This is a genomic window from Sphaerisporangium siamense (genome assembly GCF_014205275.1).
GTDB lineage: Bacteria > Actinomycetota > Actinomycetes > Streptosporangiales > Streptosporangiaceae > Sphaerisporangium > Sphaerisporangium siamense.
Map to the genome: position 1 here is coordinate 5,285,320 of NZ_JACHND010000001.1, position 13,667 is coordinate 5,298,986.

A 13,667-nucleotide genomic window follows, 5' to 3' on the forward strand; every position below is an offset into this window, starting at 1 on the left:
ACAAGCCAGATGACCGACCACTTCGCTGGGAGCGCAGATTCATGACCGACAGGGTTGTACTCGCCTACTCGGGCGGCCTCGACACCTCCGTGGCCATCCCCTTCCTCGCCGACAAGACCGGCGCCGAGGTCATCGCCGTGGCCGTCGACGTCGGCCAGGGCGGCGAGGACATGGAGGTCATCCGCAAGCGGGCCCTGGACTGCGGCGCCGCCGAGTCCGTCGTGGTCGACGCGCGCGAGGAGTTCGCCGCCGAATTCTGCATGCCGGCCCTGCGCGCCAACGCCCTCTACATGGACCGCTACCCGCTGGTCTCCGCCCTGTCCCGGCCGCTGATCGCCAAGCACCTGGCCAAGGCCGCCGAGGAGTTCAACGGCACCCACGTCTCCCACGGCTGCACCGGCAAGGGCAACGACCAGGTCCGCTTCGAGGCCGCCCTCGCCGCGCTCGTCCCGGACGTCGAGGTCATCGCGCCCGCCCGCGACTACGCCTGGACCCGCGACAAGGCCATCGCCTTCGCCGAGGAGAAGGGCCTGCCGATCGACGTCTCCAAGAAGTCCCCCTACTCCATCGACCAGAACATCTGGGGCAGGGCCATCGAGACCGGCTTCCTGGAGGACATCTGGAACAGCCCGATCGAGGACGTCTACTCCTACACCTCCGACCCCAGCGTCCCGCGCGAGCCCGACGAGGTCGTCATCACCTTCCAGGCGGGCACGCCGGTCGCCCTGGACGGCCGCGCGCTCACCCCGTTCCAGATCATCGCCGAGCTCAACGAGCGCGCCGGCGCGCACGGCGTCGGACGCCTCGACATGGTCGAGGACCGTCTCGTCGGCATCAAGTCCCGCGAGGTGTACGAGGCGCCCGGCGCGATCGCGCTGATCACCGCCCACATGGAGCTGGAGAACGTCACCGTCGAGCGCGACCTCGCCCGCTTCAAGCGCTCGGTCGACCAGCGCTGGGGCGAGCTGGTCTACGACGGCCTGTGGTTCTCGCCGCTCAAGTACTCCCTGGACGCCTTCATCGACGACGCCCAGAAGCACGTCTCCGGCGAGATCCGCATGACCCTGCACGCCGGCCGCGCCGTCGTGACCGGGCGGCGCTCCGAGGCGTCCCTGTACGACTTCTCGCTCGCCACCTACGACACCGGCGACGCCTTCGACCAGTCGCTGGCCAAGGGCTTCGTGCAGCTCTGGAGCCTGCCCTCCAAGATCGCCGCCGCGCGCGACGGCCGTCTCGGCTGACCCCGGTTTTGGGCTAGGGTCGCGGATTGAGCGTTCGGACAGGGAAGTGGAGAGAAGAGGAAACGGTGGCTGAGGGTGGCAAGCCCATGCGGCTCTGGGGTGGCAGGTTCGAAGGCGGTCCCGCCGACGCGCTGACTCGATTGTCGGTCAGCGTGCAGTTCGACTGGCGGCTCGCGCCATACGACCTGCTGGCGTCCCGCGCCCACGCCCGGGTGCTCCACCGCGCGGGGCTGCTCAGCGAGGACGAGCTGACGCGCATGATCGGAGCCCTCGAAGACCTTGAGGAGGCGTGCAGGTCCGGCTCCTTCCGGCCCACCGTGGCCGACGAGGACGTCCACACCGCCCTGGAGCGCGGGCTGCTGGAGCGCCTCGGCTCGCTCGGCGGCAAACTCCGCGCCGGCCGCAGCCGTAACGACCAGGTCGCCACCGACCTGCGCCTCTACCTCCGCGACCACGTCCGCCACATCGTGTCCCGGCTGGTCGAGCTGGAGACCGCGCTGATGAGCCAGGCCGAGGAGCACGCCGCCACCGCGGCGCCCGGCATGACCCACCTGCAGCACGCGCAGCCGGTCTCCTTCGGCCACCAGCTCCTGGCCCACGTCCACCCGATCTCCCGCGACATCGACCGGCTGCGCGACTGGGACCGCCGCGCGGCCGTGTCTCCCCTCGGCGCGGGCGCCCTGGCCGGGTCCTCCCTGCCCCTGGACCCGCAGGCCGTCGCCGAGGAGCTCGGCTTCTCCGCCGCGGCGTCCAACTCCATGGACGCCGTCGCCGACCGCGACTTCGCCGCCGAGTTCCTGTTCTGCGCGGCGATGATCGGCATCCACCTGTCGCGGCTCGGCGAAGAGATCGTCCTGTGGGCCTCCCAGGAGTTCAACTGGATCGAGATGGACGACGCCTACTCCACCGGCTCGTCGATCATGCCCCAGAAGAAGAACCCCGACGTCGCCGAGCTGGCCCGCGGCAAGTCCGGCAGGCTCATCGGCAACCTGATGTCCCTGCTCACCGTCCTCAAGGGCCTGCCGCTCACCTACAACCGCGACCTGCAGGAGGACAAGGAGCCGATCTTCGACACCGTCGACACGCTCCTGCTCGTCCTGCCCGCGATGTCCGGCCTGGTCGCCACCATGCGGGTGAACACCGCCCGGCTGGAGTCCTCGGCCCCCGACGGCTTCGCCCTGGCCACCGACCTCGCCGAGCTTCTCGTCCGCAAGGGCGTGGCCTTCCGCGACGCCCACGAGGCCGTCGGGCACCTGGTCGTCTGGTGCCAGGTCAACGACACCACCTTCGAGAGGCTCACCGAGGACGACCTGGCCAAGATCTCCCCCCACTTCGCCGCGGCCACCGGCGAGGGCACCAGCCCCCTCGACGTCCTCAACGTCCAGGGCGCCCTCGCCTCGCGCAAGGCCCACGGAGGCACGGCGCCCGACCGGGTGCACGACCAGCTCGCCGTCCTCCGCGAGATCGTCGACGGCCAGGCGGCGTGGGCGAGCGGCTCCTAGCCAGGGAGTTCTTCGACCGGCCCTCGGACGTGGTCGCGCCCGGCCTGCTCGGGCGCGTCCTGGTCCACGGGCCGGTCGCCGTGCGCCTCACCGAGGTCGAGGCGTACGGCCCGCCGGGGGAGGACCCGGCCTCCCACACCTACCGCGGCCGCACGCCCCGCAACGCCGTCATGTTCGGCCCGCCCGGCCACCTGTACGTCTACTTCACCTACGGCATGCACTACTGCGCCAACCTCGTCTGCCTGCCCGAGGGCATGGGCTCGGGCGTGCTGCTCCGCGCCGGAGAGGTCATCGAGGGGGCCGACGTCGCCCGGAGCCGCCGTCACCGGCCCGCCACCTCCGGCCCGCTCACCCACCCCGGCCGCGTGCCCGCCGAACGCGACCTCGCGCGCGGGCCCGCCCGGCTGGCCGTCGCCCTCGGCATCGGCAGGGAGCACAACGGCCTCGACTGCTGCGTCTCCGGCGAACTACGCGTGCTCGAAGGCGACCCGCCGAGCCCCGCGGCCGTCCGCTCCGGCCCCCGCACCGGCGTCTCCAGCGCCGCCGACACCCCCTGGCGCTTCTGGATCGACGGCGACCCCACGGTGTCCCCGTACCGCAAGCACGTCCCGAAGACCCGCCCAACCTGACCCCGCGACCTCATCGCGGCGCGGCTTTCAAGTGGCGCGGTGGTGAGATGATCGGGCAGGCTGTAACCAGGCGAAAGCCTTCCCTATCACACCGACGACGAAAGCCGGGATCGTGACCGACATCCTCGATGACCTTGCGTGGCGCGGCCTGATCGCGCAGTCCACCGACATCGACGCCCTCCGCGCGGCGATGGCCGAGGGTCCCATCACGGTCTATTGCGGCTTCGACCCGACCGCGCCGTCCCTGCACGTCGGCAACCTGGTCCCGCTGCTCACGCTCGCGCGCATCCAGCGGGCGGGACACCGCGCCATCGGCCTGGTCGGCGGCGCCACCGGGCTCATCGGCGACCCCAGCGGCAAGAGCGAGGAGCGCGCCCTCAACTCCACCGAGGTCGTCGCCGAATGGGTGCGGCGCATCCGCGTCCAGGTCGAGAAGTTCATCGACCTCACCGGCGACTCCATCCTGGTGAGCAACCTCGACTGGACCCAGGGGCTCTCGGCGATCGACTTCCTGCGCGACGTCGGCAAGCACTTCCCGGTGAACCGCATGCTCGCCCGCGAGTCCGTCTCGGCCCGGCTCGCCGGCGAAGGGCTGAGCTACACCGAGTTCAGCTACCAGATCCTCCAGGCCAACGACTACCTGGAGCTCTACCGGCGGCACGGCTGCACCCTGCAGATCGGCGGCAGCGACCAGTGGGGCAACATCACCGCCGGGTGCGACCTCGTCCGCCGCGTCGAGGGCGGGCACGTCCACGCCCTGACCGTCCCGCTCATCACCAAGGCCGACGGCACCAAGTTCGGCAAGACCGCCGGCGGGGCCGTCTGGCTCGACCCCGAGCTGACCTCGCCCTACGCCTTCTACCAGTTCTGGCTCAACTCCGACGACCGCGACGTCGTGAAGTTCCTCAAGATCTTCAGCTTCCGGTCCAGGGACGAGATCGAGGCACTGGAGAAGAGCGTGTCGGAACGGCCCGCGGCCCGCGAGGCGCAGCGCGCCCTGGCGGAGGATTTCACCACGCTCCTGCACGGGGCCGAGGAGTGCGCCGCCGTCATCGCCGCCTCCGGCGCCCTGTTCGGCCAGGGTTCGCTGTCCGAGCTGCCGGAGCGCACGCTCACGGCCGCCCTCGCCGAGGTCCCGAAGGCCGCCGTGCCCGCGCTCGGCTCCTCCTACGTCGACCTGCTGGCCGAGAGCGGGGTCGTCGAGAGCAAGTCCGCGGCCCGGCGCGCCGTCAAGGAGGGCGGGGCCTACCTCAACAACGTGAAGGTCACCGACGAGGGCTACGTGCCGGGTCCCGACGACCTGCTGCACGGGCGCTTCCTGGTGCTCCGGCGCGGCAAGCGGTCGGTCGGCGGCGTGGAGGTCACCGCCGGCTAGTCGGATGCGTTCTTCTCCTCCGGCCCCTGACGCCCGCCGTCAGGGGCCGGAGGCGTCTTCGGTAACAGTCCTGTAGCGCGTGCGTGAGACTTTGCCGCGTCGCAGCAGGTCACGAGCTTGAGGCCGTGCTCCGGGGTCCACGACGATTTGACGGCCTCGAAAACGGGGCTTAATGTTTTGATCACTCCAGGGAACGACGGGCTGCCGTATCGGCGCCTGGCTCCCGGGTATCCCGAACGACACACCCTCGGATCCTGCCGTCTTCGACGGGGTCCGGCGTCTGACGTGTCACTCGCCGTAGGTCGAGCCGAGTCATCTCCGATGACTCGGAGTTGACTCAGGGTTGGTGGCAGGGTAAGTTACCCGGGTTGCCCTGGCGACGGGGTGTCATACTTTTGCGTTTTCGGGCGATTGAGACCAGGTCCACGATTTGGTGGAAAGTCGCCGAGGCTGATAAAGTATGAAACAGAGATGAACGCCCCGGGCGATCGCGAACGAAATGATCGAGATCCGCACGGTGTACGCGTCCGTTTCTTGAGAACTCAACAGTGTGTTAAAAGCCAGTGCATGAATCATGCATGATCCTCCGTCTGCCATGCCTCTGGGTGTGGTGGTGGATGATTCCTTTGGTTGACGCCTGCCTTGTGTGGTGGGTGTCTGCCGGGATTTTTTCCAGACATTGTTTGGAGAGTTTGATCCTGGCTCAGGACGAACGCTGGCGGCGTGCTTAACACATGCAAGTCGAGCGGAAAGGCCCTTCGGGGTACTCGAGCGGCGAACGGGTGAGTAACACGTGAGTAACCTGCCCTCAACTTCGGGATAAGCCTGGGAAACCGGGTCTAATACCGGATAGGACCTGGTCTGGCATCTGACTTCAGGTGGAAAGTTTTTTCGGTTGGGGATGGGCTCGCGGCCTATCAGCTTGTTGGTGGGGTAGTGGCCTACCAAGGCGACGACGGGTAGCCGGCCTGAGAGGGCGACCGGCCACACTGGGACTGAGACACGGCCCAGACTCCTACGGGAGGCAGCAGTGGGGAATATTGCGCAATGGGCGGAAGCCTGACGCAGCGACGCCGCGTGGGGGATGACGGCCTTCGGGTTGTAAACCTCTTTCAGCAGGGACGAAGTTGACGTGTACCTGCACAAGAAGCGCCGGCTAACTACGTGCCAGCAGCCGCGGTAATACGTAGGGCGCGAGCGTTGTCCGGAATTATTGGGCGTAAAGAGCTCGTAGGTGGCTTGTCGCGTCTGCCGTGAAAGCCCATGGCTTAACTGTGGGTCTGCGGTGGATACGGGCTGGCTAGAGGTAGGTAGGGGCAAGCGGAATTCCTGGTGTAGCGGTGAAATGCGCAGATATCAGGAGGAACACCGGTGGCGAAGGCGGCTTGCTGGGCCTTACCTGACGCTGAGGAGCGAAAGCGTGGGGAGCGAACAGGATTAGATACCCTGGTAGTCCACGCTGTAAACGTTGGGCGCTAGGTGTGGGGTCCTTCCACGGGTTCCGTGCCGTAGCTAACGCATTAAGCGCCCCGCCTGGGGAGTACGGCCGCAAGGCTAAAACTCAAAGGAATTGACGGGGGCCCGCACAAGCGGCGGAGCATGTTGCTTAATTCGACGCAACGCGAAGAACCTTACCAAGGCTTGACATCGCCTGGAAAGCTCTGGAGACAGGGCCCTCCTTTGGACTGGGTGACAGGTGGTGCATGGCTGTCGTCAGCTCGTGTCGTGAGATGTTGGGTTAAGTCCCGCAACGAGCGCAACCCTTGTTCCATGTTGCCAGCGCGCCCTTCGGGGTGGTGGGGACTCATGGGAGACTGCCGGGGTCAACTCGGAGGAAGGTGGGGATGACGTCAAGTCATCATGCCCCTTATGTCTTGGGCTGCAAACATGCTACAATGGTCGGTACAGAGGGTTGCGAGGCCGTGAGGCGGAGCGAATCCCTAAAAGCCGATCTCAGTTCGGATTGGGGTCTGCAACTCGACCCCATGAAGTCGGAGTCGCTAGTAATCGCAGATCAGCAATGCTGCGGTGAATACGTTCCCGGGCCTTGTACACACCGCCCGTCACGTCACGAAAGTCGGCAACACCCGAAGCCCGTGGCCCAACCCGCAAGGGGGGGAGCGGTCGAAGGTGGGGCTGGCGATTGGGACGAAGTCGTAACAAGGTAGCCGTACCGGAAGGTGCGGCTGGATCACCTCCTTTCTAAGGAGCACCGGCCCGGCTCGATGCGCCCAGCGCATCACCACCGGGTCCATGGCTGCGGTCACAGGCGAACGTCCTGTGCGTGGCCGGCTCATTAGTGGAGCACTGGCTACTCAACCAGACCCGTTCATCCGGGACCTGCCAGTACTGCCTGCTTCTTCGGAAGCGGGTTCAGGAACGCGGGGTACGGGGCCGGGGTTGGTTGGACACACTGTTGGGTCCTGAGGGAACGGGCCGTTTGCGCGGGGCCGCTGGGGTGACCGGATTCGTCTGGTCGCGGTGGCGGTCTCGTTGCTTGTGCGGTGGTTGTTCTTCTCGGTCGGGACCGGTCTTCTGTCATACCGGCTCACGTGTCCGGCGTTTGGTTCTTCTCCTTCTGTTGTGGGGGGTTGGGCTGCTGGGTGGTGTGGGTGTTTGGTGGCGGGTTGGGCTGGTGGTCTCGTTTGTTGTTTGTGAATTGCATAGTGGACGCGAGCATCTTTGTGGCCAAGTTTTTTAGGGCACACGGTGGATGCCTTGGCATCAGGAGCCGATGAAGGACGTGGGAGGCTGCGTTAAGCCTCGGGGAGTCGCCAACCAGACGTTGATCCGGGGATGTCCGAATGGGGAAACCTGGCACCAGTCATGTGGTGTCGCCGCCGTCTGAATGTATAGGGCGGTTGGTGGTAACGCGGGGAAGTGAAACATCTCAGTACCCGTAGGAAGAGAAAACAAAATGTGATTCCGTGAGTAGTGGTGAGCGAAAGCGGATGAGGCTAAACCATGCGCGTGTGATAGCCGGCAGGTGTTGCGTGTGTGGGGTTGTGGGACCTTCGTGGGAGGGCTGCCGTTCTCCCGAGGAGTGATAAACCGTTGCGATAGCCGAAGCCTCTGGGAAGGGGCGCCGTAGACCGTGAGAGCCGGGTAGGTGAAATCGTGTCGGCTTCTTGAGGGGATCCCAAGTAGCACGGGGCCCGAGAAATCCTGTGTGAATCTGCCAGGACCACTGGTAACCGACCACCTGGTAAGCCTGAATACTCCCTGATGACCGATAGTGCACGAGTACCGTGAGGGAAAGGTGAAAAGCACCCCGGTGAGGGGTCGTGAAATAGTACCTGAAACCGTGTGCCTACAAGCCGTAGGAGCGTAACCGTCCTTCGGGATGGTTGTGATGTGACTGCGTGCCTTTTGAAGAATGAGCCTGCGAGTCATGGTGTGTGGCGAGGTTAACCCGTGTGGGGGAGCCGTAGCGAAAGCGAGTCTGAATAGGGCGTTTGTAGTCGCATGCTGTGGACCCGAAGCGGAGTGATCTACGCATGGGCAGGTTGAAGCGCGGGTAAGACCGTGTGGAGGACCGAACCCACCAGGGTTGAAAACCTGGGGGATGATCTGTGTGTAGGGGTGAAAGGCCAATCAAACTCCGTGATAGCTGGTTCTCCCCGAAATGCATTTAGGTGCAGCGTTGCGTGTTTCTTGCCGGAGGTAGAGCACTGGATGGCTGATGGGCCTTACCGGGTTACTGACGTCAGCCAAACTCCGAATGCCGGTAAGTGAGAGCGTGGCAGTGAGACTGCGGGGGATAAGCTCCGTGGTCGAGAGGGAAACAGCCCAGACCACCGACTAAGGCCCCTAAGGGTGTGCTAAGTGGGAAAGGATGTGGAGTCGCAGTGACAACCAGGAGGTTGGCTTAGAAGCAGCCACCCTTGAAAGAGTGCGTAATAGCTCACTGGTCAAGTGATTCCGCGCCGACAATGTAGCGGGGCTCAAGTACGCCGCCGAAGTCGTGGCACTCACACGTGTAGCCCGGTGCGGCTTTGTCGCATCCAGGTGTGTGGGTGGGTAGGGGAGCGTCGTGCAGCCGGTGAAGCGGTGGGGTGACCCAATCGTGGAGGCTGTGCGAGTGAGAATGCAGGCATGAGTAGCGAATCAGAAGTGAGAAACTTCTGCGCCGGATGACCAAGGGTTCCTGGGCTAGGTTAATCCGCCCAGGGTAAGTCGGGACCTAAGGCGAGGCCGACAGGCGTAGTCGATGGACAACGGGTTGATATTCCCGTACCCGCGGGCACGCGCCCATATCGAATCCAGTGATACTAAGGGTCCTTAACCCCCTGGTTCCTTCGGGAGCCGGGTGAGGGTGAACGCCTGGCCTGATCTGGTAGTAGGTAAGCGATGGGGTGACGCAGGAGGGTAGCCCATCCCAGGCGATGGTTGTTCCTGGGGTAAGCATGTAGGGAGCGGTATAGGCAAATCCGTACCGTATATATCCTGAGATGTGATGCCGAGCCGATTGTGGTGAAGTGGGTGATCCCATGCTGCCGAGAAAAGCCTCTAGTGAGTGTGCCGGCGGCCCGTACCCTAAACCGACTCAGGTGGTCAGGTAGAGAATACCGAGGCGATCGGGTGAACTGTGGTTAAGGAACTCGGCAAATTGCCCCCGTAACTTCGGGAGAAGGGGGGCCTTCGCTGGTGATGGACCGTGCGTCCGGAGCTGGTGGGGGTCGCAGTGGCCAGGGGGAAGCGACTGTTTACTAAAAACACAGGTCCGTGCGAAGTCGTAAGACGATGTATACGGACTGACGCCTGCCCGGTGCCGGAACGTTAAGGGGACCGCTTAGCTTCACGCGAGTGTGGCGAAGGTGAGAACTTAAGCGCCGGTAAACGGCGGTGGTAACTATAACCATCCTAAGGTAGCGAAATTCCTTGTCGGGTAAGTTCCGACCTGCACGAATGGCGTAACGACTTCCCCGCTGTCTCAACCGCAGACCCGGCGAAATTGCACTACGAGTAAAGATGCTCGTTACGCGCAGCAGGACGGAAAGACCCCGGGACCTTCACTACAGCTTGACATTGGTGTTTGGGACGGCTTGTGTAGGATAGGTGGGAGACGGTGAAGCTGTCACGCTAGTGGTGGTGGAGTCATTGGTGAAATACCACTCTGGTCGTTTTGGATGTCTAACCCGCGCCCGTGGATCCGGGTGGGGGACAGTGTCTGGTGGGTAGTTTAACTGGGGCGGTTGCCTCCTAAAGGGTAACGGAGGCGCCCAAAGGTTCCCTCAGCCTGGTTGGCAATCAGGTGGCGAGTGTAAGTGCACAAGGGAGCTTGACTGTGAGACCGACGGGTCGAGCAGGAGCGAAAGCTGGGACTAGTGATCCGGCGGTGGCTTGTGGAAGCGCCGTCGCTCAACGGCTAAAAGGTACCCCGGGGATAACAGGCTGATCTTCCCCAAGAGTCCATATCGACGGGATGGTTTGGCACCTCGATGTCGGCTCGTCGCATCCTGGGGCTGGAGTAGGTCCCAAGGGTTGGGCTGTTCGCCCATTAAAGCGGTACGCGAGCTGGGTTTAGAACGTCGCGAGACAGTTCGGTCCCTATCCGCTGCGCGCGCAGGAGACTTGAAGGGGGCTGTCCCTAGTACGAGAGGACCGGGACGGACGAACCTCTGGTGTGCCAGTTGTTCTGCCAAGGGCATGGCTGGTTGGCTACGTTCGGGAGGGATAACCGCTGAAGGCATCTAAGCGGGAAGCCTGCCTTGAGATGAGGTCTCCCACCCCTGTGAGGGGGGTAAGGCTCCCAGGTGACGACTGGGTTGATAGGCCGGGTGTGGAAGCATCGTAAGGTGTGGAGCTGACCGGTACTAATAGGCCGAGGACTTGACCACAAAGCAACAACATCCGCGGCCGGTTGAGGCTGGTGTGGGTGGTGCTCGCGTCCACTGTGTGATCTCAGAGACATCAAACCTGAGACCCACACCAACCAACAGGCACCGGTAATGGTGTGTTGGTGGGTGGTGTGCTCGGTTGGTTGTTTCACGGGGTTACGGCGGTTTTAGCGGAAGGGAAACACCCGGTTACATTCCGAACCCGGAAGTTAAGCTTTCCAGCGCCGATGGTACTGCACCGGGGACGGTGTGGGAGAGTAGGACACCGCCGGACAATCTTTCGAATAATGCAGGGTAGGGCCATCCAGGAGCTTCGTGCTCCACGGGGTGGCCCTTCCTGCATTTCCGGACACTTTTCTTCTTTGTGTCCTGCATTTCCAGGACTTTTTCATTCGTGGTCTCCGAGACTTCTTCTTTCGTGCGTTCCTGTCACAATCTCCGGGACTTCTCTCCTTCGCCACGTAGGGTTTTCGTTGCAGGCGCCGCGCCGGCGGGGTGCAGGCCGGTGGATCCCGGCGCCCCTGACGGCGGCCCACCCACCCCTACCCACGACGACCGCCGGCCTGTCAGGAGAACGAGCACGCCGAGGCACGCCGCAGAACGGGCCTCGCCTTCGGCTCGGGCTGTGTTTCCTGGCGCTGACGCGCCTTCCCCTCGCACCGCGTACCGCAGAACGCGGCCGGTCGTCCGCCGTCATGGGCGCCGGGCTCCACCGACCTGCACCCCACCGACGCGGCGCTCAACAGAAGCTCGCACCCGAACAGGAGAGCACGGAACGGAAAGAGCGCGGAGACGTTCTGAGGCATGAGCAAAGGTGGCAACGGAGGGAGCGCCGGACTCTGGGAACGGAGGGAGCGTGGGACTCTGAGAGGTGAATGCGGCTGCGCTGGGACTGGGGAACCGGAGAAGAGCGTGCCGGCGTGGTGTGGGAGCGAACGACGAGCTGGACCCAGAAGCGGATGTCCTTGACCATGAAGCGGGAGCAGATGCCGGGGTCCACTTACAAGTGAACGCGGGGCTGCCCAGGCGATAGGAAGCGGCTGCGGGGCTGCGCCGGGAAATGGGCCTCGCCTTCGGCTCGGGCTGTGTTTCCCAGGCGCTACCGCGCACTCCGGTGGCATCGTGACGCGCTGACAGGAACCCCGGTGACCTTCGATCGGCTGGGGGGTTGGGGTGTTATGCGGCTCGGGGGGTTTGGTGGCTTGCTAGGCTGGGGAGTGCTGGGCCACCCCACCTTGGGTGGCCTTCGTCGCGTAAGGCGCCCATGGCGGGCGAGCGGCGACAGAGCGCGAACGGGCCTGTGTCCCGCGGCCGGATGGACCGTCCCCTCCGCACACGGTCGGCGCGACGGACGAGCGCAGATCACGGCGTACGTGGTCAGCGAGTGACGAAGGACAGAAGTGAACAGAGATAACGGACGTGAGGACTCAGGCCGTCCCGACGACGGCGCGAACCGGCGGGAAGAGCGCCCCGGCGGGTTCCGCGGCGACCGCTTCGGGGAAGGCCGGGAGGGCCGCCCTGCCGACCGGGATCGCACCGGCGGACGCCGGGAGGGGCGTCCCGGCGACGGCCCCCGTTACGGCGAGCGCCGCGAGGGCCGTTCCGCCGGCGCCTACGGGTCCCGCGACCGTGACGCCCGAGGAGGCCGCACGTTCCAGCGCGGCGGGGGTGGAGATCGGCCGTTCGACCGTGAAGGACGCGAAGCGCGCGGCCCCGGTGGTGAGAGTGGGTCCGGGCGTGACCCGCGAGGTGAGCGCTCCGGCCGTTTCTCCGACCGAGGCGGACGTCCCTATGACCGCGAGCAGCGGAGTGGAGGCTACGGCCGGTCACGCGACGAGCGCGGCGACCGTGGCGACCGTGGTTTCGGCCGCGGGTCGTACGACGATCGGCGGGGTCGCGACGAAGGCCGGCCCGGTGCCCGCTACGAGGACCGGCGCGAAGGCGGCCAGGCTGGGGGTGGCTCCGGGTGGCGTGATCGTGACGACCGTGGCGGACGCCCCTTCCGGTCGGACGACCGTGGCTCTCGTCCGCCCTATCGAGCCGACGAGCGTGGCGGACGCTCGTATCGATCCGAGGATCGCGGCGCGCACCGGCCGGGTGACCGTGAGGGTCGTTCCTACGGGTCCGGTGAGAGCCGTTCCTACGGGTCTGGTGAGGGGGGTGGCTACCGGTCCGGTGACCGTGAGGGTCGTCCCTCCCGGCCTGGCGAGGGTGGCGGCTACCGGCCGGGGGGCCGCGAGGGGGGTTTTCGCCGCTCGGATGACCGTGGGGCGTACCGCTCGGGCGAGCGTGGCGCCGGCCGCTCGGATGAGCGTGGCGGACGTCCCTATCGGTCGGATGACCGTGGTGGCAGCTGGCCGTTCCAGAAGGACGAGCGCAGGGGCGGGTTCGGTCCGCGCCCGTTCGGCCGGGAAGGGCGTGGTGACGACGCGGGCCGCCGTCCGTACGACCGTGGGGAGCGTGGCGACCGGGAGGCCCGTTACCGCGATGACCGCGGGGCCTCCGGCGAGGGCCGCCAGGGCCGTGACGACCGTGGCGCCCCGGGCGGTCGCCGCCAGTTCCAGAGGGACGACCGGCGGGACGACCGCTTCAAGCGTGAGGATCGTGGCGGATCGGACCGTGGAGAGCACGGTGGGTTCGACCGCGAGGGGCGTGGTGGCCCGGCGGGTCGGTTCGCCGGCGGCGACCGGGCGTCCTATCGCGACGAGGGCCGCGGCGGTCGTGAGGACCGCAGGGGCCCGGGCGCGCGTCCATTCGCCCGCGAGGGTCGCGACGAGCGGGCCGGTCGAGGGGATCGTGGCGGCTACGGTGACCGCCCCGCCTACCGTCGTGACGACCGTCCGCAGGGACGTGACGACCGCGGCGGCCGCTTCGAGCGCGAGGACCGCCGTGGCGCGGGGCCGCGTCCGTTCAGCCGCGAGGGCCGCGAAGCGCGGGACGAGCGCTCGCCGCGCGGCGGCCGGGCGTTCGGCGATGACCGTCGCCCTCAGTCCGGTGAGCGCGGCACGGGTGACCTGCACGGATCGCCGTCCGAGGGCGGGGGCACCCGTGCCCGGTACGGACGTGAGCGTGGCCGTCCC

5 protein-coding genes and 3 rRNA genes are annotated in these 13,667 nt (G+C 65.9%); 7 read left to right on the top strand and 1 reads right to left on the bottom strand.

All coding sequences use genetic code 11. The features are described from left to right. The first annotated feature begins 41 nt into the window (after positions 1-41). The 7 genes from BJ982_RS24325 (at position 42) to rrf (ending at position 10,861) form a co-directional block, all read left to right on the top strand. A complete protein-coding gene (locus tag BJ982_RS24325; protein ID WP_184883712.1) occupies positions 42-1,241 on the top strand; it encodes an argininosuccinate synthase in 1,200 nt (399 codons plus the stop codon). Between the two features lie 65 nt (positions 1,242-1,306). After that, a complete protein-coding gene (gene argH / locus BJ982_RS24330) occupies positions 1,307-2,743 on the top strand; it encodes an argininosuccinate lyase (protein WP_221482362.1) in 1,437 nt (478 codons plus the stop codon). After that, on the top strand, positions 2,725-3,372 hold the full coding sequence (locus tag BJ982_RS24335) for a DNA-3-methyladenine glycosylase (RefSeq protein WP_184883714.1): 648 nt from the start codon (positions 2,725-2,727) through the stop codon (positions 3,370-3,372). The genes argH and BJ982_RS24335 overlap by 19 nt, the downstream gene beginning before the upstream one ends. 112 nt (positions 3,373-3,484) lie before the next feature. Beyond that, positions 3,485-4,747, top strand: coding sequence for a tyrosine--tRNA ligase (gene tyrS / locus BJ982_RS24340; RefSeq protein ID WP_184883716.1), 1,263 nt, complete (start codon positions 3,485-3,487; stop codon positions 4,745-4,747). Between the two features lie 680 nt (positions 4,748-5,427). Next, a 16S ribosomal RNA gene (locus BJ982_RS24345) occupies positions 5,428-6,949 on the top strand. A gap of 484 nt (positions 6,950-7,433) precedes the next feature. Then, positions 7,434-10,587 (top strand): 23S ribosomal RNA (locus tag BJ982_RS24350). 157 nt (positions 10,588-10,744) lie between these two features. Further along, positions 10,745-10,861: ribosomal RNA gene (rrf, locus tag BJ982_RS24355) — 5S ribosomal RNA — on the top strand. The 16S, 23S and 5S rRNA genes sit together here, the layout of an rRNA operon. Positions 10,862-12,413: 1,552 nt before the next feature. Here rrf and BJ982_RS24360 read toward each other — a convergent pair. Beyond that, on the bottom strand, positions 12,414-13,607 hold the full coding sequence (locus BJ982_RS24360; protein ID WP_184883718.1) for a YML083C domain-containing protein: 1,194 nt from the start codon (positions 13,605-13,607) through the stop codon (positions 12,414-12,416). Positions 13,608-13,667: the final 60 nt, after the last annotated feature.

Excerpts from the sequence above, each read along its gene's own strand:
- BJ982_RS24325 (WP_184883712.1), top strand. The coding sequence starts at position 42 with ATGACCGACAGGGTTGTACTCGCCTACTCGGGCGGCCTCGACACCTCC.